This window comes from Citrobacter sp. Cs237 (genome assembly GCF_030332325.1).
Taxonomy (GTDB): Bacteria; Pseudomonadota; Gammaproteobacteria; order Enterobacterales; family Enterobacteriaceae; genus Citrobacter_A; species Citrobacter_A sedlakii.
The window spans coordinates 547,786-573,030 of sequence record NZ_JAOWIB010000106.1; the positions used below are offsets into that span (position 1 = coordinate 547,786).

At 54.6% G+C, this 25,245-nt stretch carries 23 protein-coding genes, 1 pseudogene and 1 other annotated feature; of the genes and pseudogenes, 19 read left to right on the forward strand and 5 right to left on the reverse strand.

What is annotated here, in order from left to right; genetic code table 11:
• Positions 1-207: 207 nt before the first annotated feature.
• The 4 genes from creA to creD are packed head-to-tail and all read left to right on the forward strand — an operon-like array spanning position 208 to position 4,222.
• Entirely contained in the window at positions 208-681 is a 474-nt protein-coding gene (gene creA / locus OGY07_RS16020; RefSeq protein ID WP_042290339.1) for a protein CreA, read from the forward strand.
• A 12-nt stretch (positions 682-693) separates the two neighbouring features.
• Entirely contained in the window at positions 694-1,383 is a 690-nt protein-coding gene (gene creB / locus OGY07_RS16025; protein WP_042290262.1) for a two-component system response regulator CreB, read from the forward strand.
• Complete coding sequence (gene creC, locus OGY07_RS16030; protein ID WP_286601655.1) at positions 1,383-2,807, forward strand: two-component system sensor histidine kinase CreC; 1,425 nt, start codon at positions 1,383-1,385, stop codon at positions 2,805-2,807. The genes creB and creC overlap by 1 nt, the downstream gene beginning before the upstream one ends.
• Before the next feature lie 59 nt (positions 2,808-2,866).
• Positions 2,867-4,222, forward strand: a complete 1,356-nt coding sequence (creD, locus tag OGY07_RS16035; protein WP_181822016.1) for a cell envelope integrity protein CreD — start codon at positions 2,867-2,869, stop codon at positions 4,220-4,222.
• A gap of 68 nt (positions 4,223-4,290) precedes the next feature.
• Here creD and arcA read toward each other — a convergent pair whose 3' ends face one another.
• Positions 4,291-5,007, reverse strand: a complete 717-nt coding sequence (arcA, locus tag OGY07_RS16040; protein ID WP_001194359.1) for a two-component system response regulator ArcA — start codon at positions 5,005-5,007, stop codon at positions 4,291-4,293.
• Positions 5,008-5,102: 95 nt separating this feature from the next.
• On the opposite strand from arcA, the gene yjjY reads away from it, so the two are divergent.
• The 6 genes from yjjY to thrC all read left to right on the forward strand — a co-directional run bounded on the left by yjjY (position 5,103) and on the right by thrC (position 11,490).
• Positions 5,103-5,243 carry a YjjY family protein gene (yjjY, locus tag OGY07_RS16045; RefSeq protein WP_001541509.1) on the forward strand — a complete coding sequence of 47 codons (141 nt, stop codon included), beginning with the start codon at positions 5,103-5,105 and terminating at the stop codon, positions 5,241-5,243.
• A gap of 398 nt (positions 5,244-5,641) precedes the next feature.
• The gene (locus OGY07_RS16050; protein WP_286601658.1) at positions 5,642-6,328 is read left to right on the forward strand and encodes a tRNA/rRNA methyltransferase; all 687 of its coding nucleotides are present in this window, start codon (positions 5,642-5,644) and stop codon (positions 6,326-6,328) included.
• Between the two features lie 331 nt (positions 6,329-6,659).
• The gene (gene thrL / locus OGY07_RS16055; protein WP_001386572.1) at positions 6,660-6,725 is read left to right on the forward strand and encodes a thr operon leader peptide; all 66 of its coding nucleotides are present in this window, start codon (positions 6,660-6,662) and stop codon (positions 6,723-6,725) included.
• Positions 6,661-6,781, forward strand: a sequence feature (Thr leader region). Its footprint overlaps the gene before it by 65 nt.
• 25 nt (positions 6,782-6,806) lie before the next feature.
• Positions 6,807-9,269: a bifunctional aspartate kinase/homoserine dehydrogenase I gene (gene thrA / locus OGY07_RS16060; RefSeq protein WP_042290336.1), complete on the forward strand. Its 2,463-nt coding sequence runs from the start codon at positions 6,807-6,809 to the stop codon at positions 9,267-9,269.
• A gap of 1 nt (position 9,270) precedes the next feature.
• Positions 9,271-10,200: a homoserine kinase gene (thrB, locus tag OGY07_RS16065; protein ID WP_042290253.1), complete on the forward strand. Its 930-nt coding sequence runs from the start codon at positions 9,271-9,273 to the stop codon at positions 10,198-10,200.
• Between the two features lie 3 nt (positions 10,201-10,203).
• Positions 10,204-11,490, forward strand: coding sequence for a threonine synthase (thrC, locus tag OGY07_RS16070; RefSeq protein ID WP_286601662.1), 1,287 nt, complete (start codon positions 10,204-10,206; stop codon positions 11,488-11,490).
• 56 nt (positions 11,491-11,546) lie between these two features.
• Here thrC and yaaA read toward each other — a convergent pair whose 3' ends face one another.
• Both yaaA and OGY07_RS16080 read right to left on the reverse strand, forming a co-directional pair.
• Positions 11,547-12,320 (reverse strand): peroxide stress protein YaaA, encoded by a 774-nt coding sequence (yaaA, locus tag OGY07_RS16075; protein ID WP_205612791.1) that lies wholly within the window; start codon positions 12,318-12,320, stop codon positions 11,547-11,549.
• 69 nt (positions 12,321-12,389) lie between these two features.
• A complete protein-coding gene (locus OGY07_RS16080; RefSeq protein ID WP_042290245.1) occupies positions 12,390-13,820 on the reverse strand; it encodes an alanine/glycine:cation symporter family protein in 1,431 nt (476 codons plus the stop codon).
• A 283-nt stretch (positions 13,821-14,103) separates the two neighbouring features.
• Here OGY07_RS16080 and tal point away from each other — a divergent pair, with 283 nt between their 5' ends.
• From tal to OGY07_RS16095, 3 genes are all read left to right on the forward strand, one after another.
• On the forward strand, positions 14,104-15,057 hold the full coding sequence (gene tal, locus OGY07_RS16085) for a transaldolase (protein WP_286601666.1): 954 nt from the start codon (positions 14,104-14,106) through the stop codon (positions 15,055-15,057).
• 107 nt (positions 15,058-15,164) lie between these two features.
• The gene (mog, locus tag OGY07_RS16090) at positions 15,165-15,752 is read left to right on the forward strand and encodes a molybdopterin adenylyltransferase (RefSeq protein ID WP_286601668.1); all 588 of its coding nucleotides are present in this window, start codon (positions 15,165-15,167) and stop codon (positions 15,750-15,752) included.
• Positions 15,753-15,875: 123 nt separating this feature from the next.
• Positions 15,876-17,183 (forward strand): MFS transporter, encoded by a 1,308-nt coding sequence (locus OGY07_RS16095; RefSeq protein ID WP_286601671.1) that lies wholly within the window; start codon positions 15,876-15,878, stop codon positions 17,181-17,183.
• Positions 17,184-17,213: 30 nt separating this feature from the next.
• Here OGY07_RS16095 and satP read toward each other — a convergent pair whose 3' ends face one another.
• Complete coding sequence (gene satP / locus OGY07_RS16100) at positions 17,214-17,780, reverse strand: acetate uptake transporter (protein WP_060570764.1); 567 nt, start codon at positions 17,778-17,780, stop codon at positions 17,214-17,216.
• 356 nt (positions 17,781-18,136) lie between these two features.
• Between satP and dnaK the strand changes: the two genes are divergently transcribed.
• From dnaK to nhaR, 4 genes are all read left to right on the forward strand, one after another.
• Positions 18,137-20,053: a molecular chaperone DnaK gene (dnaK, locus tag OGY07_RS16105; protein WP_042290234.1), complete on the forward strand. Its 1,917-nt coding sequence runs from the start codon at positions 18,137-18,139 to the stop codon at positions 20,051-20,053.
• Positions 20,054-20,138: 85 nt separating this feature from the next.
• On the forward strand, positions 20,139-21,272 hold the full coding sequence (gene dnaJ / locus OGY07_RS16110; RefSeq protein ID WP_042290231.1) for a molecular chaperone DnaJ: 1,134 nt from the start codon (positions 20,139-20,141) through the stop codon (positions 21,270-21,272).
• 174 nt (positions 21,273-21,446) lie between these two features.
• Positions 21,447-22,613: a Na+/H+ antiporter NhaA gene (nhaA, locus tag OGY07_RS16115; protein WP_042290227.1), complete on the forward strand. Its 1,167-nt coding sequence runs from the start codon at positions 21,447-21,449 to the stop codon at positions 22,611-22,613.
• Positions 22,614-22,677: 64 nt separating this feature from the next.
• A complete protein-coding gene (gene nhaR / locus OGY07_RS16120; RefSeq protein ID WP_042290226.1) occupies positions 22,678-23,577 on the forward strand; it encodes a transcriptional activator NhaR in 900 nt (299 codons plus the stop codon).
• Between the two features lie 114 nt (positions 23,578-23,691).
• Here nhaR and rpsT read toward each other — a convergent pair whose 3' ends face one another.
• Positions 23,692-23,955 (reverse strand): 30S ribosomal protein S20, encoded by a 264-nt coding sequence (gene rpsT / locus OGY07_RS16125; RefSeq protein WP_002887965.1) that lies wholly within the window; start codon positions 23,953-23,955, stop codon positions 23,692-23,694.
• Between the two features lie 108 nt (positions 23,956-24,063).
• Here rpsT and OGY07_RS16130 point away from each other — a divergent pair.
• Positions 24,064-24,276: pseudogene (locus OGY07_RS16130) on the forward strand (DUF2575 domain-containing protein); the annotation flags it as partial.
• A 7-nt stretch (positions 24,277-24,283) separates the two neighbouring features.
• Positions 24,284-25,219: a bifunctional riboflavin kinase/FAD synthetase gene (gene ribF, locus OGY07_RS16135; protein WP_042290220.1), complete on the forward strand. Its 936-nt coding sequence runs from the start codon at positions 24,284-24,286 to the stop codon at positions 25,217-25,219.
• Positions 25,220-25,245: the final 26 nt, after the last annotated feature.

Consider the following 25,245-nt stretch of genomic DNA (forward strand, 5'->3'; position numbering starts at 1 on the left):
TTCCTCATCCTTTCAACTACGAGCACCTGACATCAGGTACCTGGATAATAGCATTTTTTGCTGTTTTAGCATTCAGTGTTTTTTTTTGCGTATAAATGCTTTTTCCGGACTTATTAACGCGGGATTATTGTAATCCTGTGATCTACAAACAGTTTATTCTACAATGCCGAATAATTACGCAGCGTAATGTTTAATAATGGTAACAATATGAAATATAAGAGCTTAGTACTTTCCTCACTTCTGCTGCTGTTGGGGCAAACGGCGCAGGCCGAGCAGATTGGTTCTGTCGATACGGTATTCAAAATATTTGGCCCGGATCATAAAATTGTCGTGGAGGCCTTTGACGATCCCGACGTGAAAAATGTGACCTGCTACGTCAGTCGCGCCAAAACCGGGGGAATTAAAGGCGGGTTAGGGCTGGCCGAAGATACCTCCGACGCGGCGATATCCTGTCAGCAGGTGGGGCCGATTGAGCTTGGCGAAAGAATCAAAAACGGCAAAGCGCAGGGCGAAGTGGTATTTAAAAAACGCACTTCTCTGGTTTTCAAGTCTTTACAGGTTGTGCGCTTTTATGACGCCAAACGCAACGCGTTGGCGTATCTGGCCTACTCGGACAAGGTGGTCGATGGGTCGCCAAAAAACGCCATTAGCGCGGTGCCGATCATGCCGTGGCGACAGTAACAAGGAAGCATTATGCAGCAGGTTTCGGTCTGGCTGGTGGAAGATGAACAGGGCATTGCGGATACCCTGATTTACATGCTCCAGCAGGAAGGTTTTCGCGTTGAAGCCTTTGAGCGCGGCTTGCCCGCGCTGGAAAAATCGCGGCAGCGTTGTCCGGATGTCGCGATTCTTGACGTCGGCCTACCGGATATCAGCGGCTTTGAACTGTGCCGACGCCTGCTGGAACGGTATCCGGCCTTACCGGTTCTCTTTCTGACGGCGCGCAGTGATGAAGTCGATCGCCTGTTAGGCCTGGAAATCGGCGCGGATGACTATGTGGCGAAACCTTTCTCGCCGCGGGAAGTGTGCGCCCGGGTGCGAACGCTGCTTCGCCGGGTGAAAAAATTCTCCACGCCATCTCCCGTCGTCACTATTGGTCATTTTGAACTGAATGAACTGGCCGCCGGGATTGCCTGGTTTGGCACGCCGCTGACGCTCACACGCTATGAGTTTTTACTGCTGAAAACGTTGCTACAGTCACCCGGCCGGGTTTACTCGCGCCAGCAACTGATGGATATCGTTTGGGCCGATGCGCAGGATACTTTTGACCGCACGGTCGATACGCATATCAAAACGCTGCGCGCTAAATTACGCGCGATTAATCCGGATCTTTCGCCTATCAATACGCATCGCGGGATGGGCTACAGCCTGAGGAGCCTCTGATGCGCATTGGCATGCGTCTGCTGCTCGGTTACTTCCTGATTGTCGCCGTTGCCGCCTGGTTTGTACTGTCGATTTTCGTGCAGGAAATCAAACCGGGCGTCCGACGCGCAACCGAGGGAACGTTGATTGACACCGCGACGCTGTTGGCGGCGCTGGCGCGCGACGATCTTCTGTCTGGCGATCCGGCGCGCGGCCAGCTGGCGCAGGCGTTCACGCTGCTGCACGATCGCCCCTTTCGCGCCAATATCAGCGGTATCTATAAAGTGCGTAACGAGTACCACGTCTACATGACCGATGCGCAGGGCAAAGTGGTGTTCGACTCTGCGAATAAGGCCGTTGGGCAGGACTATTCGCGCTGGAACGACGTCTGGTTAACCCTGCGCGGACAATACGGCGCGCGCAGTACCCCACAGGATCCCGCGGACCCGGAAAGTTCGGTTATGTATGTCGCGGCGCCAGTGCTGGACGACGGTAAAATCATTGGCGTACTGAGCGTGGGTAAGCCAAATGCGGCGATGGCGCCGGTCATTAAACGCAGTGAACGGCGGATCCTCTGGGCGAGCGCGATCCTGCTCGGTATTGCGTTGGTGATTGGCGTGGGTATGGTCTGGTGGATTAACCGCTCGATCGCCCGCCTGACACGCTATGCGGATTCGGTGACGGAAAATCAGCCAATGCCGCTGCCGGCGTTGGGAAGCAGTGAGTTGCGCAAGCTGGCGCAGGCGCTGGAGAGTATGCGTCTGAAGCTGGAAGGGAAGAATTACATCGAACAGTATGTCTACGCGTTAACCCATGAGCTAAAAAGTCCGCTGGCGGCGATCCGCGGCGCGGCGGAAATCCTGCGCGAAGGCCCGCCTCCGGACATCGTGCAGCGTTTCACCGACAACATTCTCAGCCAGAATGCGCGAATGCAGGTGCTGGTAGAAACGCTGCTGCGCCAGGCGCGGCTGGAGAACCGTCAGGAAATTACACTCTCGCCGGTGGCGGTTGACGCGCTGTTTACACACGTCAGCGAGGCGCGCGCCATCCAGCTCGCCACAAAGAAGATCGCACTGGAGATGATGCCATCGACATTGACCGTTGCGGCGGAGCCCGCTTTGCTGGAGCAGGCGCTGGGCAATTTGCTCGATAACGCCATTGATTTTACTCCCGAGGGGGGAACCATTACCCTGAGCGCGCGGGCGCAGGCTGATCGGGTCACGCTGACGGTTACCGATACCGGGACAGGGATCCCGGACTTTGCGCTGCCGCGTATCTTCGAGCGGTTTTATTCGCTGCCGCGCGAAAACGGGCATAAAAGCAGTGGCCTGGGGCTGGCGTTCGTCAGCGAGGTCGCGCGTTTGTTAAAAGGGAATGTTGAACTGCGTAACCGTCCGCAAGGCGGTGTGGAGGCCTCGTTCACACTTCACCGTCACTTCACATAACTTCAACATCTCCCCACATAGCGGACTTACTCTTGCGGGTATTGCAAAAGGAGAACGCTATGTTGAAATCCCCCCTGTTCTGGAAAGTCGTCACCTTAGGTGGCGCGATCGTGTTACTGCTGATCCCGCTGATGATGGTCCGGCAGATTATTGTTGAACGCGCTGATTACCGCGATACGGTGGAGGATGCCATTCGGCAGAGCACCAGCGGCCCGCAAAAAGTGGTGGGGCCATTGATTGCAGTACCCGTCAGCGAACTGTACACGGTGATGGAAGATGACAAAAAAGTAGAGCGCACCCGCAGTTTTATCCACTTTTGGCTACCGGAGTCGCTGATGGTGGAAGGCAATCAGAATGTCGAAGCACGCAAGGTAGGCATTTACCAGGGGCAGGTCTGGCATACCGACCTGGCGATCAACGCGAAGTTTGATGTTGCGCGCCTGAATGCGCTGAACAAGCCCTCGATTAGCCTGGGGAAACCGTTTATTGTGATGGGCGTCGGCGACGCGCGGGGGATTGGCGCAGTGAAAGCGCCGACGGTCAATGGCATCCCACTCGCCGTCGAGCCGGGGACGGGGTTAACCGGGAGCGGGGCGGGGATCCACATTCCCCTGCCGGATGAACAGTGGGCGACGCGCGACCTGAACCTGGCGATGTCGCTAAACTTAAGCGGAACCGGCTCTTTTTCAGTGGTGCCCATCGGGCGCAGCAGTGAAATGACGCTCACCAGCAACTGGCCGCATCCGAATTTCCTCGGTGATTTCCTGCCGGGTAAACGTGAAATCAGCCCGTCCGGGTTTCAGGCCCAGTGGCAAAGCAGCTGGTTTGCTAACAATCTCGGCGAAGAGTTTGTCGCTACGCAAAAAGACGGTTGGTACCGTTTGCCTTCGTTCAGCGTCGCCGTTGCGACACCCGCCGATCAATATCAGTTAACGGACAGAGCGACAAAATATGCGCTTTTGCTGATCAGTCTCACGTTCATGGCGTTCTTTGTCTTCGAAACGCTGACCGGAAAACGGCTTCATCCCATGCAGTATCTGCTGGTGGGGCTTTCGTTGGTCATGTTTTACCTGCTGCTGTTGGCGCTGTCCGAACACATTGGCTTTACGCCAGCGTGGATAGCGGCGAGCCTGGTCGGGGCGATGATGAATGGCGTCTATTTGCAGGCGGTGTTGAAAGGCTGGCGTATCAGTATCGTTTTCACGCTGGCTTTACTTTTGCTTGATGGGGTGATGTGGGTGCTGCTGCGCTCCGAGGATAGCGCGCTGCTGTTGGGGACGGCGGTACTGCTTTTGGCGCTGGGCGGGGTGATGTTCCTGACACGCCATCTGGACTGGTATACGTTTTCCCGTGCAAAGCCTGTGCCGCCGGTGACGCCAGATAATCAGGACGACGCATTGCGTCTCTGGAAATAAAGAGTTTTTCTTCCCGGTATAAAAAACGGCGCACAAAGCGCCGTTTTTCAATGACGGTGGTAACCCGTTTAGTCCTGCAGATCGCCGCAGAAACGGTAACCTTCACCGTGAATGGTGGCGATGATTTCAGGGGTATCCGGCGTGGATTCGAAATGCTTACGAATACGGCGGATGGTCACGTCAACGGTACGGTCATGCGGCTTCAGCTCGCGACCGGTCATTTTTTTCAGCAGTTCTGCGCGAGACTGGATCTTGCCTGGATTCTCACAGAAGTGCAGCATCGCGCGGAACTCGCTGCGCGGCAGTTTGTACTGCTCGCCATCAGGGCCGATCAGAGAACGGCTGTTGATGTCCAGTTCCCAACCGTTGAACTTATAGCTTTCTACGCTACGACGTTCTTCGCTGACAGTACCCAGGTTCATGGTACGGGACAGCAGGTTACGGGCACGGATAGTCAGTTCGCGCGGGTTAAACGGTTTGGTGATGTAATCGTCCGCACCGATTTCGAGGCCGAGGATTTTGTCGACTTCGTTATCGCGGCCCGTCAGGAACATCAGCGCAACGTTCGCCTGTTCGCGCAGTTCACGCGCCAGCAGAAGGCCGTTTTTCCCTGGCAGGTTGATATCCATGATCACCAGGTTGATGTCATATTCAGAGAGGATCTGATGCATTTCCGCGCCATCTGTCGCTTCGAATACATCATAGCCTTCCGCTTCGAAAATACTTTTCAACGTGTTGCGTGTTACCAACTCGTCTTCAACGATAAGAATGTGCGGGGTCTGCATGTTTGATACCTAAATTGCCAACTAAATCGAAACAGGAAGTACAAAAGTCCCTGACCTGCCTGATGCATGTCGCAAATTAACATGATCGGCGTAACATGACTAAAGTACGTAATTGCGTTCTTGATGCACTTTCCATCAACGTCAACAACATCATTAGCTTGGTCGTGGGTACTTTCCCTCTGGACCCGACAGTGTCAAAAACGGCTGTCATCCTAACCATTTTAACAGCAACATAACAGGCTAAGACGTACCGGACACCCAATAAAACTACGCTTCGTTGACATATATCAAGTTCAATTGTAGCACGTTAACAGTTTGATGAAATCATCGTATCCAAATGCTAGCGTTCATCACAAATTTGCAATAATCCAACTAGTTGCACAGGAAAACTAATTAACGCAATGAATCCGATGAATGCGTTTCATTTTAAATCAAATTGTCTTAGATAAACAGCAGGATATACTGTTTCTGTTAACATAAAAAATGTTAGTAAAGTCAGGAAATAGTTTAGCGTCTTTTATTGAAGGTGAAACGGTTTTTCAGCTTTTTTCGTTAAAATTTTGTAAATTCGCTCTGCGTAATAAGTTGACATTGGTCACGTTATTCTGCGCGGGCATATCTAAAGAGTAGCTAAATGCGTATCACAATTATCCTTGTTGCCCCGGCGAGAGCGGAAAATATCGGCGCGGCGGCACGCGCGATGAAAACAATGGGATTCAGCCAGTTGCGTATTGTGGACAGTCAGGCGCATCTGGAGCCAGCAACGCGCTGGGTCGCGCATGGTTCCGGCGATATTATTGATAATATTGCTGTTTTTCCCACGCTTGCTGACGCGATTCAGGATGTCGATTTTACCATCGCCACGACCGCCCGCAGCCGGGCGAAATTCCATTACTACGCCACGCCGGCAGAACTGGTGCCGTTGCTGGACGAAAAAGCAGGCTGGATGAATCATGCTGCGCTGGTGTTTGGCCGTGAAGATTCCGGCTTAACCAATGAGGAGCTGGCGCTGGCGGACGTGCTGACCGGCGTGCCAATGGTGGCGGATTATCCCTCCCTGAATCTTGGGCAGGCCGTCATGGTTTATTGCTATCAATTAGCAGGTTTAATGCAACAACCGGCTAAAAATATCGACGTATCTGATGAATTTCAGTTACAGGCGTTACGTTCCCGCCTTATGCAGTTGCTGATGACCTTAGATGTCGCAGATGACCAAAAGCTGGTCGACTGGTTACAACAGCGTTTGGGACTTTTAGGTCAGCGAGACACCGCCATGTTGCATCGACTGGTGCATGATATCGGAAAAAATATCACAGAATAATTGTTCGTTAATTATCTAACTTGTGGTTATTTTTGCTGAAAACAAGAGGGGTTAACCTGGTTTATCGGTTAAAAGTAAACCTGACGGCAGCAGCACATGAACAAGTTTCGTAAGGTGAGTAAATCAATTATTTATTGACTTAGGTCATCAGATACTTTAACCAATATATACCCGTCATACTTCACGTTGCAGGTGTGCTCTCAGCGGTCGCCCAGCGAAATCGCTTAGCCAGGCTCATCGGACATTGCTCATTTGCCGCCTTCGTGCAACTCGACGTATTCAGGGTATAGACAAGCACAGACAGATAAAAATGACAGAGCACACAACATCTATGAAACGCATCAGCACCACCATTACCACCACCATCACCATTACCACAGGTAACGGTGCGGGCTGACGCGTACAGGAAACACAGAAAAAAGCCCGCACCTGAACAGTGCGGGCTTTTTTTTCGACCAAAGGTAACGAGGTAACAACCATGCGAGTGTTGAAGTTCGGCGGTACATCAGTGGCAAATGCAGAACGTTTTCTGCGGGTTGCCGATATTCTGGAGAGCAATGCCAGGCAGGGGCAGGTAGCGACCGTACTTTCTGCCCCGGCGAAAATAACGAACCATCTGGTGGCCATGATTGAAAAGACTATCGGCGGCCAGGACGCTTTGCCCAATATCAGCGATGCCGAACGTATTTTTGCCGAACTTCTGACTGGGCTCGCTGAGGCGCAACCGGGCTTCCCGGTGGCGAAGTTGAAAGCGTTCGTTGAGCAAGAGTTTGCCCAGATTAAACATGTACTGCATGGGATCAGCCTGCTCGGCCAGTGCCCGGACAGCATCAACGCTGCGCTTATCTGCCGTGGCGAAAAAATGTCAATTGCCATCATGGCGGGCCTGCTGGAAGCTCGCGGCCACAACGTGACCGTTATCGATCCCGTCGAGAAATTGCTGGCTGTCGGTCACTACCTCGAATCTACCGTTGATATTGCCGAATCGACGCGTCGTATCGCCGCCGGACGCATCCCGGCCGATCACATGATTCTGATGGCCGGTTTCACCGCCGGGAACGAGAAAGGGGAGCTGGTGGTGCTGGGCCGCAATGGTTCCGATTACTCTGCCGCGGTACTGGCCGCCTGCTTACGCGCCGACTGCTGCGAGATCTGGACTGACGTTGACGGCGTGTATACCTGCGATCCGCGCCAGGTACCGGATGCCAGGCTGCTGAAGTCGATGTCGTATCAGGAAGCGATGGAGCTCTCCTACTTTGGCGCGAAAGTCCTTCACCCCCGTACCATCACCCCAATCGCCCAGTTCCAGATCCCTTGCCTGATTAAAAATACCGGTAACCCGCAGGCGCCGGGCACGCTCATTGGCGCAAGCCGTGACGAAGACGACCTGCCGGTGAAAGGCATTTCTAACCTCAACAATATGGCGATGTTCAACGTCTCCGGCCCTGGAATGAAAGGCATGGTGGGGATGGCGGCGCGCGTTTTCGCGGTAATGTCACGCGCCGGGATCTCGGTGGTGCTGATCACCCAGTCATCATCGGAATACAGCATCAGCTTCTGTGTGCCGCAGGCAGACTGCGCCCGCGCCCAGCGCGCGTTGCAGGACGAGTTCTATCTTGAGCTGAAAGAAGGGCTACTGGAACCGCTGGCAGTCACAGAACGTCTGGCGATCATTTCGGTCGTGGGGGATGGCATGCGCACGCTGCGCGGGATCTCCGCTAAATTCTTCGCCGCGCTGGCTCGCGCCAATATCAATATTGTCGCAATCGCTCAAGGGTCTTCCGAACGTTCCATTTCGGTTGTTGTGAACAATGACGATGTCACTACGGGCGTCCGTGTGACCCATCAGATGCTGTTCAATACCGACCAGGTGATTGAAGTATTTGTCATCGGCGTCGGCGGCGTCGGCGGCGCACTGCTGGAGCAGCTTAAGCGACAGCAAACCTGGCTTAAGAACAAGCATATCGATCTGCGCGTCTGCGGCGTAGCGAACTCCAGGGCAATGTTGACTAACGTACACGGTCTGAACCTGGAAAACTGGCAGGCGGCGCTGGCGGAAGCGAAAGAGCCGTTTAACCTGGGACGCTTAATTCGGCTGGTGAAAGACTACCATCTGCTGAACCCGGTGATTGTCGACTGCACCTCCAGCCAGGCGGTGGCGGATCAGTATGCAGACTTCCTGCGTGAAGGTTTCCACGTCGTTACGCCGAACAAAAAGGCGAATACCTCGTCGATGGATTACTACCACCAGTTGCGTTTCGCGGCGGCGAAGTCACGGCGTAAATTCCTTTACGACACTAACGTCGGCGCGGGTTTGCCGGTAATCGAGAACCTGCAAAACCTGCTCAACGCGGGTGACGAACTGCAAAAATTTTCCGGCATCCTGTCTGGTTCGCTGTCGTTTATTTTCGGTAAGCTGGACGAAGGGATGAGCCTTTCGGACGCCACCAAAATGGCGCGCGAAATGGGCTATACCGAGCCGGATCCGCGTGACGATCTGTCCGGGATGGACGTTGCGCGCAAGCTGCTGATCCTCGCCCGTGAAACCGGGCGTGAGCTGGAGCTGTCTGACATCGTAATTGAGCCAGTCCTTCCGGAAACATTTGACGATTCCGGCGATGTCGCGGCGTTTATGGCGAACCTGCCGCAACTGGATGACGCCTTTGCCGCACGAGTGGCAAAAGCGCGTGATGCGGGCAACGTCTTACGCTATGTTGGCAACATCGAAGAAGACGGCGTGTGCCGGGTGAAAATTGCTGAAGTGGATGGCAACGATCCGTTATATAAAGTGAAAAACGGCGAAAACGCGCTGGCCTTCTACAGCCACTATTACCAGCCGCTGCCGCTGGTGCTGCGTGGTTACGGCGCCGGTAACGACGTGACGGCGGCAGGGGTATTTGCCGACCTGCTGCGCACCCTCTCATGGAAGTTAGGAGTCTAAGATGGTTAAAGTGTATGCCCCGGCTTCCAGCGCCAATATGAGCGTTGGCTTCGATGTGCTCGGGGCGGCCGTAACGCCGGTTGATGGTTCACTGTTAGGCGACGTGGTAACGGTTGACGCGGCGGAAAGCTTCAGTCTGCAAAATCGCGGCCATTTCGCCGACAAACTGCCGACCGAGCCACGCGAAAACATTGTGTATCAATGCTGGGAGCGTTTCTGCCAGGAGTTGGGTAAACCGATCCCGGTGGCGATGACCCTGGAAAAGAATATGCCGATTGGCTCCGGTTTAGGTTCCAGCGCCTGTTCTGTGGTGGCGGCGCTGGTGGCGATGAACGCGCACTGCGGAAAGCCGCTGAACGATACCCGGCTGCTGGCGATCATGGGCGAGCTGGAAGGCCGTATCTCAGGCAGTATTCATTACGATAATGTGGCGCCGTGTTTTCTCGGCGGCATGCAGCTGATGATTGAAGAAAACGGCATTATCAGCCAGCAGGTGCCAGGCTTTGATGAATGGCTGTGGGTGCTGGCTTATCCGGGCATTAAGGTCTCTACGGCGGAAGCGCGCGCGATTTTGCCTGCGCAATATCGTCGTCAGGACTGCATCGCCCACGGGCGTCATCTGGCCGGATTTATTCATGCCTGTTATTCCCGTCAGCCAGGGCTGGCGGCAAAACTGATGAAGGACGTGATTGCCGAACCGTACCGCGAGCGTTTACTGCCGGGCTTCAGCCTGGCGCGTCAGGCGGTGGCGGAAATCGGCGCGCTGGCGAGCGGGATTTCCGGATCAGGGCCGACGCTGTTCGCGCTGTGCGATAAGCCGGATACCGCACAGCGGGTGGCTGACTGGCTTGAGAAAAACTATCTGCAAAATCAGGAAGGCTTTGTTCATATTTGCCGGCTGGACACGGCAGGCGCACGGGTATTGGGATAATTAATGAAACTCTACAATCTTAAAGATCATAACGAACAGGTTAACTTCGCGCAGGCCGTCACGCAGGGGCTGGGCAAAAATCAGGGGCTGTTTTTTCCGCACGACCTGCCGGAATTTAGCCTGACAGAAGTCGATGACATGCTGAACCAGGATTTCGTCAGCCGGAGCGCGAAGATTCTTTCCGCTTTTATTGGCGATGAGATCCCGCAGGCGCTCCTTGAAGAGCGCGTGCGCGCCGCGTTTGCCTTCCCGGCGCCGGTCACACAGGTTGAAGGCGACGTCGGCTGTCTGGAGCTGTTCCACGGCCCAACGTTGGCGTTTAAGGATTTCGGCGGCCGGTTTATGGCGCAGATGCTGACCCAAATCAGCGGCGACAAGCCGGTGACCATTCTGACGGCGACATCAGGTGATACTGGCGCTGCCGTGGCCCATGCGTTTTACGGTCTGCCGAACGTGCGCGTCGTTATTCTGTATCCGCGCGGCAAGATCAGCCCGCTACAGGAAAAACTGTTCTGCACCCTCGGCGGCAACATTGAAACCGTGGCGATTGATGGCGATTTCGATGCTTGTCAGGCGCTGGTGAAGCAGGCGTTCGATGATGAGGAACTGAAAGTCGCGCTGGGGCTGAACTCGGCGAACTCGATCAATATCAGCCGTCTGCTGGCGCAGATTTGTTATTACTTTGAAGCCGTCGCGCAGTTGCCGCAAGACGCGCGCAATCAGTTGGTCATCTCTGTACCGAGCGGAAACTTTGGCGATCTGACGGCGGGCCTGTTGGCGAAGTCGCTTGGCCTGCCGGTGAAGCGCTTTATCGCGGCGACCAACGTCAATGATACCGTACCGAGATTCCTGCAAGAGGGCAAATGGGCGCCGAAAGCGACGCAGGCGACTTTGTCGAACGCCATGGATGTCAGCCAGCCGAACAACTGGCCGCGCGTTGAGGAGCTGTTCCGTCGTAAGATCTGGCGTCTGAATGAGCTGGGCTATGCCGCAGTGGATGATGAAACCACCAAAGAGACCCTGCGTGAGCTCAAAGCGAAGGGATATACCTCGGAGCCGCACGCGGCGGTAGCGTACCGCGCCCTGCGCGATCGCCTGAATCCGGGCGAGTACGGTCTGTTTCTCGGTACGGCGCATCCGGCGAAATTTAAAGAGAGCGTGGAAGCGATCCTGGGCGAAACGTTGGATCTGCCGAAAGCGCTGGCGGAAAGGGCCGATCTGCCGCTGCTTTCCCATTCGCTTCCGGCGGATTTCGCCGCTCTGCGTAAGCTGATGATGAGCCGGGGATAATCGCGGCTGTATCTGCAATGTCTGATGGCGGCGTGCCGCCATCAGACCATCGCCCATTACTGCTCGTGGCGCTTAAACACCAATTCGCCATCCCCCGATGCGGCTTCATCAAAGAAATAGCCTTCACGATTAAAACCGGTCAATTGTTCCGGTTTCGTCAGGCGATTTTCAATAATGTACCGGCTCATCAGGCCGCGCGCTTTTTTGGCGTAGAAGCTGATCACCTTAAACTTGCCGTTCTTCTCATCAAGAAACACCGGCTTGATTAATTCAGCATTCAATTTCTGCGGTTTCACCGATTTAAAGTATTCGTCCGACGCCAGATTGATAATCACCCGGTCTCCCTGTGCCGCCAGCGCGTCGTTTAGCTTGTTGGTAATCACGTCGCCCCAAAACTGATACAGGTCTTTCCCTCTGGCGTTTTGCAGACGAATCCCCATTTCCAGACGGTACGGCTGCATCAGATCCAATGGGCGCAGGACGCCGTATAACCCTGACAGCATACGTAAATGCTGCTGGGCGAACTCGAAATCCGCGTCGCTGAAGGTTTCCGCCTGCAAACCGGTATACACATCGCCCTTAAACGCGAGAATAGCCTGGCGGGCGTTTTCCGGCGTAAAGTCGGGCTGCCAGTCATGAAAGCGGGTGGCATTCAGATCGGCAAGTTTATCGCTGATGCCCATCAGCTTGCCGATTTGCGGCGCCGACAGCTTGCGCGCCTCATGAATAAGCTGCTGGGCGTGATCCAGCAGCTCGGGTTGCGTAAAGCGCGTTGTCGCCAGCGGGCTTTGATAGTCGAGGGTTTTTGCAGGTGAAATCAGAATCAGCATATCCAGTCCTTGCAGGAAATTTTCTGCGACTTTAGCAAAAAACGCGACAGAGTTGATCGATAGTTGCGATTAGTTCCGTGGGATATCGTCCCAGGCATCCGGCGCCAGCTGCGGTTCAATATCCGGGTACCGCAGCGGATCGAAGACGGGACGCACGCCCAGTTTACGCTGGCGTAAATAATCGCTGGCGAGGGTATGCACCACCGGCGACAGCAGCAGAATCGCGGTCAGGTTGGTTATCGCCATGCAGGCCATGATGATGTCGGCAAGTTGCCACAAAACGGGGAAACTCATCAGCGTCCCGGCGATCACCGTAGAACAGGCCGCAAACCGCAATGTCCAGATGGCCCGCCGGTTATCCATTCGCAGAAAGAACAGATTGTTCTCGGCATAAATGGTGTTCACCACGATCGAACTAAAGGCAAACAGCGTCACCACAATGGCGACAAAATCGCCACCCCACTCGCCAACCAGCGCGCTCATCGCTTTCTGGATCAACTGTATGCCTTCCATCGGCGCATAGGTCGTGCCGTTGCCAGCCAGCAAAACCAGCATGGCGGTGGCGCTGCAGACCACCAGGGTGTCGATAAAAATGCCGATCATCTGTACGATGCCCTGGGCTGCGGGGTGCGGCGGCCAGGAGGCTGCCGCGGCGGCGGCATTCGGCGTTGACCCCATTCCGGCTTCATTAGAAAACATGCTGCGCTGAAAGCCGCTGGTAAGGGCCTGGCTCAGCGTGTACCCTGCCGCGCCGCCTGCGGCTTCCTGCCAGCCAAACGCGCTCTGCACGATGGACAGTACCACGTCAGGGATCAGGTCGATATTGATTGCACAGACCACCAGGCTGGTCACCACCCATAGCAGCGCCATCATCGGAACAAACCACTGCATCATTCGCGCCACGCCCCGGATGCCCCTGATGATGACCAGCAACGCGGCGCCGGCGAGGACCACGCCGCTGACCAGGGGCGGGAAATCAAACGAAAAATGGAGCGCGCGCGAAACGGCGTTTGCCTGCACGCCATTGAAAATCATCCCATACGCTATCAGCAAGAAGAGGGCGAACAGCACGCCCATCCAACGCATGCCTAAACCGCGCGCCATATACCACGCCGGACCGCCGCGAAACTGGCCGTGGCGATCGCGCTCTTTATACAGTTGGGCAAGGGCGCTTTCGGCGAAGGAGGTGGCCATGCCGATAACGGCAGCGACCCACATCCAGAAAACCGCGCCCGGCCCGCCGGCGGTGATCGCCAGCGCGACGCCGGACAGGTTGCCGCTCCCTATCCGCGCGGCAAGACTGGTGCATAACGCCTGAAACGAGGTTAGCCCGCCCGGTTGCGGGTTCACGCTGTTTTTCAGACTTCTGCCAAACTGGCGGATATAGCGAAATTGAACGAATCCCGTGCGCCAGGTAAACCAGCAGCCTGCTCCAAAGAGCAGGTAGATCATGACCGATCCCCAGAGCACGTCGTTGATAAATGAAAAGAAGTCAGGCATTAACATCCCTCTTGTTGCTGCCGGTACGCTTTAACAATCCCGTGTAAGCGTTACCAATTGTCGAATAGTATATACGCTGCTGGACAACGGGTAGCGGGCATCAATCATACATGAGGTTGAGCGCACGAATCGCGCGTGACATCAAGACAAGCGCTGAAAATTGACCCTGGCGGCGCGACGGGGATAACCGCATTGTCTGCGGTTGCGCTGACACTGCGTCGTGTTATCATCAGGGCAGACCGGTTACATCCCCCTAACAAGCTGTTTAAAGAGAAACACTATCATGACGGACAAATTGACCTCCCTTCGTCAGTTCACCACCGTGGTGGCCGACACCGGAGACATCGCGGCAATGAAGCTGTATCAGCCGCAGGATGCCACAACCAACCCTTCTCTCATTCTTAACGCAGCGCAGATCCCGGAATACCGCAAGTTGATTGATGACGCTGTTGCCTGGGCTAAGCAGCAGAGCAGCGACCACGCGCAGCAGATTGTTGACGCTACCGATAAGCTGGCGGTCAACATCGGTCTGGAAATCCTCAAACTGGTTCCGGGCCGTATCTCCACAGAAGTGGATGCGCGTCTGTCCTACGACACCGAAGCGTCTATCGCTAAGGCAAAACGCATCATTAAGCTCTATAACGATGCGGGCATCAGCAACGATCGCATTCTGATTAAGCTGGCTTCCACCTGGCAGGGCATCCGTGCCGCTGAGCAGTTGGAAAAAGAGGGCATCAACTGTAACCTGACGCTGCTGTTCTCCTTCGCTCAGGCGCGCGCCTGTGCTGAAGCGGGTGTTTACCTGATCTCCCCGTTTGTGGGTCGTATTCTGGACTGGTACAAAGCCAATACCGATAAGAAAGAGTATGCTCCGGCAGAAGATCCGGGCGTGGTTTCCGTAACGGAAATTTACGAATACTACAAACAGCACGGCTACGAGACGGTAGTAATGGGTGCAAGCTTCCGCAATATCGGCGAAATCCTTGAGCTGGCAGGTTGCGACCGCCTGACGATCGCTCCTGCGCTGCTGAAAGAACTGGCTGAAAGCGAAGGCGCTGTCGAACGTAAACTGTCCTTCTCTGGCGAAGTGAAAGCGCGCCCGGAACGTATTACCGAGTCTGAGTTCCTGTGGCAGCACAACCAGGATCCAATGGCGGTGGACAAACTGGCGGACGGTATCCGTAAGTTTGCCGTTGACCAGGAAAAACTGGAAAAAATGATCGGCGATCTGCTGTAATCATTCCGCGTGACCGGATCCCCGGTCACGCGACCTCTCTCGTCCTCTGTCTGAAAATCCCCTCTGCGTGTATCATTCCCTAAATGCATCAGTTGAATGGAATGAATATGAATACCTTACGCATCGGCTTAGTGTCGATTTCTGACCGCGCGTCCAGCGGTGTTTATCAGGATAAAGGCATCCCGGCTCTGGAAGAATGGCTGGGCAAAGCGCTGACAACGCCGTTTGACGTGCAGACGCGTTTAATTCCCGATGAGCAGGCCATTATTGAGCAGACGCTGTGCGAACTGGTCGACGAAATGAGTTGCCACCTGGTGCTGACTACCGGCGGTACCGGTCCGGCGCGTCGCGACGTCACGCCGGACGCGACGCTGGCCATTGCCGACCGCGAGATGCCCGGTTTCGGTGAACAAATGCGGCAGATTAGCCTCCACTTTGTACCGACAGCGATTCTCTCGCGCCAGGTTGGGGTGATCCGCAAACAGGCGCTGATCCTCAATTTGCCGGGCCAGCCGAAATCGATTAAAGAGACGCTGGAAGGGGTCAAAGCAGCGGATGGCAGCGTGGTGGTCGCGGGTATTTTTGCCAGTGTACCGTATTGTATACAGTTGCTTGACGGGCCTTACGTCGAAACAGCATCGGAAGTTGTAGCAGCATTTCGTCCGAAAAGCGCGCGGCGCGAAACAAATAGCTAAATTATATGTTTTTGTGACATAAGCATCGGCAAATCTGGCGTGTTGATTTATTTACGTTAAAGTAAGGTTTACTTTACAAGGGCGATGCGCGATCGCCCAATCACGCCTTAATGATGGTTTGCTATGTCACAACATGCCCGATCTTTGAATCGTCAGGACTATAAAACGCTGACGCTGGCCGCTCTGGGCGGCGCGCTGGAGTTTTACGACTTCATTATCTTCGTCTTTTTTGCCGCCGTTGTTGGTGAGCTGTTTTTCCCGGCAGACATTCCGGAATGGCTTCGTCAGGTGCAGACCTTTGGTATTTTTGCCGCAGGCTATCTGGCGCGTCCGTTAGGCGGCATCATCATGGCGCATTTCGGCGATCTGGTCGGGCGCAAGAAAATGTTCACTCTGAGCATCCTGCTGATGGCGGTGCCCACGCTGGCGATAGGTCTGTTACCGACTTATGCCGCGATAGGCATTGCCGCGCCGCTGTTATTGTTGCTGATGCGCATCCTGCAAGGGGCGGCGATTGGCGGGGAAGTGCCGGGCGCGTGGGTGTTTGTCGCCGAACATGTGCCGGAACATCGTATCGGCATTGCCTGCGGCACGCTAACGGCGGGGCTGACGGTGGGTATCCTGCTCGGCTCAGTGGTGGCAACACAGGTCAATACCCATTTTTCTTCCCAGGCGGTCCACGACTATGGCTGGCGCATTCCTTTCCTGCTCGGCGGTGTGTTTGGCCTGGTGGCGATGTACCTGCGCCGCTGGTTACAGGAAACGCCTGTCTTTTTGGAAATGCAACAGCGTAAAGCGTTGGCGCAGGAGTTACCGGTGAAGTCGGTGGTGGTCAGGCATCAGAAAGCCGTCATCGTCTCAATGCTGCTGACCTGGCTGCTCTCTGCGGGTATTGTGGTGGTCATACTGATGTCGCCGGTCTGGCTGCAAAAACAGTATGGACTGGCTCCCGCCCTGACGCTCCAGGCCAACAGCGTGGCGACCATCATGCTCTGCGTCGGCTGCCTGCTCTCCGGCTACCTTGTCGATCGCGTCGGCGCCAGCAAAACCTTTATTGTCGGCAGTGTTCTGCTGGCCTGTTCCAGTGGGCTCTTCTATCACCTGGCGGGTGAACACCCGGCGCGATTATTTCTTTTATACGGGCTGGTGGGATTGTGCGTTGGCGTGGTCGGCGCTGTGCCATACGTAATGGTACGCGCGTTCCCTGCGGAGGTTCGCTTTACCGGCATTTCGTTTTCGTACAATGTTTCCTACGCCATTTTCGGCGGCCTGACGCCCATTGCGGTGACGTTGCTAATGAACGTATCGCCAATGGCCCCGGCATGGTATGTGCTGGCGCTGTCGCTGGTAGGGCTAGGACTGGGAATTTGGTTGCGGCAGGATAGGTGTTATCACAACACGGACATACAGGCAGAGCTACAACGGCAGTGAGAGTATCCCCCCAGGCGGGGGGATAAATGATTAATGCGCGTCGCCGATTGGCAAAATGGTGCGGCCAAACTGCTCGTTCAGCACTTCACCCATCGCCAGGTAAATCGCGCTGGCGCCGCATACCAGACCGACCCAACCTGCGATGTGGATCACCGCTTCGCTGCCGCCGATGTTGCCGACAGCCAGCAGGGCGAACAGAACGGTCAGGCTCAGGAAGACGAACTGCAGCGCGCGTGCGCCTTTCAGCGTACCGAAGAACATAAACAGCGTGAAGACGCCCCACAGACCGAGGAATACCCCGAGGAACTGCGCATTCGGCGCGTCGGTCAGACCCATTTTCGGCATCAGCAGAATGGCGACCAGCGTCAGCCAGAAGGCGCCGTAAGAGGTGAAGGCGGTTAAGCCGAAAGTGTTGCCTTTTTTGTATTCGAGCAGACCGGCAAATATTTGCGCGATGCCGCCGTAGAAAATTCCCATCGCGAGAATAATACCGTCAAGGGCGAAGAAACCCGCGTTATGCAGGTTAAGCAGAATGGTGGTCATGCCGAAGCCCATCAGGCCCAGCGGTGCCGGGTTAGCCAACTTAGTGTTGCCCATAAATCCTCAAAAATCATCATTGATTGAATGGTGAAATAGTTTCCCCGAAAAACGGTTCCGCGTTCGGGGCGCGGCATAATAATCAGGGGCGAGGTGGCTGTCTATGATCTCATCAGGGGAAACGGCGTTATTTTTGACGTGATTGACATCACAACTCCGTCGGAGGCTTTTTTCTCATCAAAAGCAAAAATTTTTTTCATTCCCCCCTTGATGAAGTGGGTTACGACCCCACTTAGTAGTCAACCGCAATGGCGAGTCTGAAAAAAAACGATTCAGGGGTAGTTGAAACCGCACGTTTCGCCCTTATTACAGACTCACAACCACATGTTGACCGAATTTTTAGTGGAGACGTTTAGATGGGTAAAATTATTGGTATCGACCTGGGTACTACCAACTCTTGTGTAGCGATTATGGACGGCACTCAGGCACGCGTGCTGGAGAATGCTGAGGGCGATCGCACCACGCCTTCTATCATTGCATATACCCAGGATGGTGAAACTCTGGTTGGTCAGCCGGCTAAACGTCAGGCAGTGACAAACCCGCAAAACACCCTGTTTGCGATCAAACGCCTGATTGGCCGCCGCTTCCAGGACGAAGAAGTCCAGCGCGATGTTTCTATCATGCCGTACAAAATCATCGGCGCCGATAACGGCGACGCATGGCTTGATGTGAAAGGCCAGAAAATGGCGCCGCCGCAGATCTCTGCCGAAGTGCTGAAAAAAATGAAGAAAACGGCGGAAGATTACCTGGGTGAGCCGGTAACGGAAGCGGTTATTACCGTACCTGCATACTTTAACGATGCTCAGCGTCAGGCAACCAAAGATGCTGGCCGTATCGCAGGTCTGGAAGTCAAACGTATCATCAACGAACCGACCGCAGCGGCACTGGCTTACGGTCTGGATAAAGAAGTTGGCAACCGTACTATCGCGGTCTACGACCTCGGTGGCGGTACCTTCGATATCTCTATTATCGAAATCGACGAAGTTGACGGCGAAAAAACCTTCGAAGTTCTGGCAACCAACGGTGATACCCACCTGGGTGGTGAAGACTTCGACAGCCGTATGATCAACTATCTGGTTGAAGAATTTAAGAAAGATCAGGGCATTGACCTGCGTAATGACCCGCTGGCCATGCAGCGCCTGAAAGAAGCGGCGGAAAAAGCGAAAATCGAACTTTCTTCCGCACAGCAGACCGATGTGAACCTGCCGTATATCACCGCAGATGCCACCGGTCCGAAACACATGAATATCAAAGTGACGCGCGCGAAACTGGAAAGCCTGGTCGAAGATCTGGTGAACCGTTCTATCGAGCCGCTGAAAGTTGCGCTGCAGGACGCTGGCCTGTCCGTATCTGATATCAACGACGTTATTCTCGTTGGTGGTCAGACCCGTATGCCAATGGTGCAGAAGAAAGTGGCTGAGTTCTTTGGTAAAGAACCGCGTAAAGACGTTAACCCGGACGAAGCCGTGGCTATCGGTGCTGCCGTTCAGGGCGGTGTATTGACCGGGGATGTGAAAGACGTTCTGTTGCTCGACGTTACCCCGCTGTCGCTGGGTATCGAAACGATGGGCGGCGTCATGACTGCGCTGATCAGCAAAAACACCACCATCCCGACCAAGCACAGCCAGGTGTTCTCTACTGCAGAAGACAACCAGTCTGCGGTAACCATCCATGTGCTGCAGGGTGAGCGTAAACGCGCGTCTGATAACAAATCTCTGGGTCAGTTCAACCTGGATGGCATCAACCCAGCGCCGCGCGGCATGCCGCAGATCGAAGTCACCTTCGATATCGATGCTGACGGTATCCTGCACGTTTCCGCGAAAGACAAAAACAGCGGTAAAGAGCAGAAGATCACCATCAAGGCATCTTCTGGCCTGAACGAGGAAGAGATTCAGAAAATGGTTCGCGAAGCAGAAGCGAACGCAGAATCTGACCGTAAGTTCGAAGAGCTGGTTCAGACCCGCAACCAGGGCGACCATCTGCTGCACAGCACGCGTAAGCAGGTAGAAGAAGCAGGCGATCAGCTGCCGGCTGACGATAAGACGGCCATTGAGTCTGCGCTGAGCGGCCTGGAAACGGCGCTGAAAGGTGAAGACAAAGCGGCTATCGAAGCGAAGATGCAGGAACTGGCGCAGGTTTCCCAGAAACTGATGGAGATCGCCCAGCAGCAGCACGCACAGCAGCAGGCAGGCTCCGCTGACGCTTCCGCAAACAATGCGAAAGATGACGATGTTGTCGACGCTGAGTTTGAAGAAGTGAAAGACAAAAAATAATCGCCCTTTGAACGGGTAATTACTGGCACGGGCGAAGAGGTTTCCTCTCCGCCCGTGCACGCATGTTAAGGGCAGATAAAAAGAGATGGCTAAGCAAGACTATTACGAGATTTTGGGCGTTTCCAAATCAGCGGAAGAGCGTGAAATCAAAAAGGCCTACAAGCGCCTGGCCATGAAATATCACCCGGACCGTAACCAGGGTGATAAAGAGGCCGAAGCCAAGTTCAAAGAGATCAAAGAAGCCTACGAAGTGCTGACCGATGCGCAAAAACGCGCCGCTTACGATCAGTACGGGCATGCTGCGTTTGAGCAGGGTGGAATGGGCGGTGGCGGCGGCTTTGGCGGCGGCGCTGACTTCAGCGATATTTTTGGTGACGTTTTTGGCGATATCTTCGGCGGTGGCCGGGGCCGTCAACGTGCCGCGCGTGGGGCCGATTTACGTTACAACATGGATCTCACCCTCGAAGAAGCCGTACGTGGCGTGACCAAAGAGATCCGTATTCCGACGCTGGAAGAGTGTGATGTTTGCCACGGTAGCGGGGCAAAAGCGGGCACTCAGCCGCAGACATGTCCAACCTGTCACGGCTCCGGCCAGGTGCAGATGCGTCAGGGCTTTTTTGCCGTTCAGCAAACCTGTCCGCACTGTCAGGGACGGGGTACGTTGATCAAAGACCCGTGCAACAAATGTCACGGTCATGGTCGCGTTGAGAAAAGCAAAACGCTGTCGGTTAAAATCCCGGCAGGTGTGGATACCGGCGATCGCATTCGTCTTTCCGGCGAGGGCGAAGCAGGGGAGCACGGCGCTCCGGCAGGCGATCTGTATGTTCAGGTCCAGGTGAAACAGCACCCGATCTTCGAACGTGAAGGGAATAACCTGTACTGTGAAGTACCGATCAACTTTGCAATGGCGGCGCTCGGCGGCGAGATTGAAGTTCCGACGCTCGACGGACGTGTGAAGCTGAAAATCCCTGGCGAAACGCAGACCGGCAAACTGTTCCGTATGCGCGGAAAAGGCGTGAAGTCCGTTCGCGGCGGCGCGCAGGGCGATCTGTTATGTCGCGTGGTGGTGGAAACGCCGGTAGGCCTGAACGAAAAGCAAAAGCAACTGCTGAAAGATCTGCAGGAAAGCTTTGGCGGACCGACAGGGGAAAATAACAGCCCACGTTCCAAGAGTTTCTTCGACGGCGTGAAAAAGTTCTTCGACGATCTGACACGCTAAGACACATCGGTTATTTCGCTTAACAAGCCTGAGATTGAGAGATCTCGGGCTTTTTTATTTTGGTCTATACTCGTAAAAACCGATTCATTCATCATAAATAATCTAATTTTAACGATGATTCATGCGGAGTAAGATGGTCATTACGAAGTATTCACCTGAAAGCGAGAATAAAAAGTGAAACATCTGCATCGATTCTTTAGCAGCGACGCCTCCGGAGGCATCATACTGATCATCGCCGCTGCGCTGGCCATGATAATGGCGAATAGCGGCGCCACCAGTGGGTGGTACCACGCTTTTCTTGACACTCCTGTACAACTGCGCGTTGGCGCGCTTGAAATCAACAAAAACATGTTGTTATGGATTAACGATGCCCTGATGGCGGTGTTTTTTCTGTTGATTGGTCTGGAGGTCAAGCGGGAACTGATGCAAGGCTCCCTTGCCAGCTTGCGTCAGGCGGCGTTTCCCGTTATTGCCGCTATTGGTGGGATGATTGTTCCGGCTGTGCTCTATCTGGCGTTTAACTATGCCGACCCGGTAACGCGTGAGGGCTGGGCGATCCCGGCGGCGACGGATATTGCTTTTGCGCTGGGCGTACTGGCGTTACTGGGCAGCCGTGTACCGCTGGCGTTGAAAATTTTCCTCATGGCGCTGGCGATTATTGATGACCTGGGCGCGATTGTGATTATCGCGCTGTTCTATACCAGCGATCTGTCGATGGTATCTCTGGGCGTGGCGGCATGCGCCATTGCGGTACTGGCGCTGCTGAATCTGTGTGGGGTAAGACGAACGGGGGTTTATATTCTGGTGGGCGTCGTGCTCTGGACTGCGGTGCTCAAGTCTGGCGTACACGCAACGTTAGCGGGGGTGATTGTCGGGTTCTTTATTCCACTCAAGGAGAAACACGGGCGTTCTCCGGCGAAGCGTCTGGAGCATGTTTTGCACCCGTGGGTGGCGTACATGATCCTGCCGCTGTTTGCTTTCGCCAACGCGGGGGTTTCCCTGCAGGGCGTGACGATCGATGGGCTCACCTCCATCCTGCCGTTGGGCATTATTGCCGGCCTGCTGATAGGTAAACCGCTGGGCATTAGTCTGTTCTGCTGGCTGGCGCTGCGTCTGAAAATGGCGCAATTACCGCAGGGGACGACCTTCCCGCAGATCATGGCGGTCGGCATTCTGTGCGGCATTGGCTTTACTATGTCGATCTTTATCGCCAGCCTGGCGTTTGGCAGCGTTGATCCGGAACTGATTAACTGGGCGAAGCTGGGGATCCTGATTGGTTCGCTGCTGTCGGCAGTAATTGGCTATAGCTGGCTACGCGCGCGTTTAAGCGCGGCGGCCTGAGCGTAAGCATTCGCAGGGGAGCGCAGTCAGCTCCCCTTTTTGTGACATTTTTCAGGGAGAGAGTATGTCCCATATCAATTACAACCATCTCTATTATTTCTGGCACGTTTATAAAGAGGGATCCGTGGTTGGCGCGGCGGAAGCGCTGTATCTGACGCCGCAAACCATTACCGGACAGATCAAAGCGCTCGAGGAGCGTTTGCAGGGCAAATTGTTCAAGCGTAAAGGGCGTGGCCTTGAACCCAGCGAGCTTGGCGAACTGGTATTCCGCTATGCCGATAAAATGTTCACGCTCAGCCAGGAGATGCTGGATATCGTTAACTACCGCAAAGAGTCGAACCTGCTGTTTGATGTGGGCGTTGCGGATGCGCTGTCAAAACGTCTGGTCAGCAGCGTACTGGACGCGGCGGTGGTGGAAGATGAACAAATTCATCTGCGCTGTTTTGAGTCCACTCATGAAATGCTGCTGGAACAATTAAGCCAGCATAAGCTGGACATGATCATTTCCGACTGCCCGATCGATTCGACACAGCAGGAGGGGCTGTTTTCGGTAAAAATTGGCGAATGCAGCGTCAGCTTCTGGTGCACGAATCCGCTGCCGGAAAAGCCATTTCCGGCCTGCCTGGAGGAGCGCCGCCTGTTAGTGCCTGGTCGGCGTTCTATGCTGGGACGCAAATTGCTGAACTGGTTTAACTCTCAGGGGCTCAACGTCGAGATTTTAGGTGAGTTTGACGACGCGGCGTTAATGAAAGCCTTTGGTGCCACGCACAACGCGATTTTCGTCGCGCCTACGCTCTATGCAAATGATTTTTATGCAGATGATTCAATCGTTGAGATAGGACGCGTGGAGAACGTGATGGAGGAGTATCACGCGATATTTGCCGAGCGCATGATTCAACACCCGGCAGTGCAGCGCATCTGTAACAGCAACTATTCGGCGTTGTTTATGCCTGTGGCGAAATAAACCTCGTTGGCCGGATAACGCGCCGCCGCCATCCGGCACAGGCAAACGCCCGATCGCAGACATAAAAAAACCCGCGTTAGCGGGTTTTTTCACAAAGCGACAACGAACGGACGATTAAGCCAGTTTGTTGATCTGTGCAGTCAGGTTAGCTTTATGACGTGCAGCTTTGTTTTTGTGGATCAGACCTTTAGCAGCCTGACGGTCCACGATTGGTTGCATTTCGTTAAATGCTTTCTGTGCAGCAGCTTTGTCGCCAGCTTCGATAGCTGCGTATACTTTCTTGATGAAAGTACGCATCATAGAGCGACGGCTTGCGTTGTGCTTACGAGCCTTTTCAGACTGAACGGCGCGCTTCTTAGCTGATTTGATATTAGCCAAGGTCCAACTCCCAAATGTGTTCTATATGGACAATTCAAAGGCCGAGGAATATGCCCTTTTAGCCTTCTTTTGTCAATGGATTTGTGCAAATAAGCGCCGTTAATCTAGCGGCACTCGTTACGTAGTGATGGCGCAGGATTCTACCAGCTTGCGGGGCGTGAATACAGCTTTTCGACGATAAAAATTGAATTGCTTTGTCAGTTTAGGCGCTGAGTTTGCCTCATAGTGATGAAATCCATCTGCTTTTCGTTTTGGCGCATCAATCGCCGGTTAACCTTGACCGCGGTACAAGGTATACTTTGGCGATTTTCACTGTTTTGAGCCAGACATGAAGCTGATACGCGGCATACATAATCTTAGTCAGGCCCCGCACGGGTGTGTGTTGACTATTGGTAATTTCGACGGCGTGCATCGTGGTCACCGCGCGCTGTTGCAAGGTTTGCAGGAAGAAGGGCGCAAACGTGGCTTACCGGTGATGGTGATGATCTTTGAGCCGCAGCCGCTTGAGCTATTCGCGACGGATAAAGCGCCCGCACGGCTGACTCGCCTGCGGGAGAAACTGCGTTACCTGGCGGAATGTGGCGTCGATTACGTGCTGTGCGTGCGTTTTGACCGACGTTTCGCCGCGCTTACCGCGCAGACGTTTATCAGCGATCTGCTGGTCAAACGCCTCGGGGTGCAATTTCTGGCTGTGGGTGATGATTTCCGCTTTGGCGCTGGCCGGGCGGGCGATTTCTTGTTATTACAGAAGGCTGGCCTGGAGTATGGCTTTGATGTCACCAGCACCCAAACCTTCTGTGAAGGCGGCGTGCGTATCAGCAGCACCGCCGTGCGTCAGGCGCTGGCGGAAGACAATCTGGCGCTGGCGGAAAGTTTACTGGGGCACCCGTTTACTCTCTCCGGACGCGTTGTCCACGGTGATGAACTTGGGCGCACCATTGGTTTTCCGACGGCGAATATCCCGCTGCGCCGTCAGGTCTCCCCGGTGAAAGGGGTGTATGCGGTAGAAGTGAGGGGGCTTGGCGAAAAGCCATTGCCCGGTGTGGCGAATATCGGAACCCGGCCAACGGTGTCGGGCGTGCGCCAACAGTTAGAAGTGCACTTGCTGGATATTGCAATGGACCTCTACGGTCGCCATATAGATGTAGTGCTGCGTAAAAAAATACGCAACGAGCAGCGGTTTGCTTCGCTGGATGAACTGAAAGCGCAGATTGCGCGAGATGAATTAACGGCCCGCGAGTTTTTTGGGCGATACCCGGCTTAAATGCCTATGTATTAAATACGGAACCG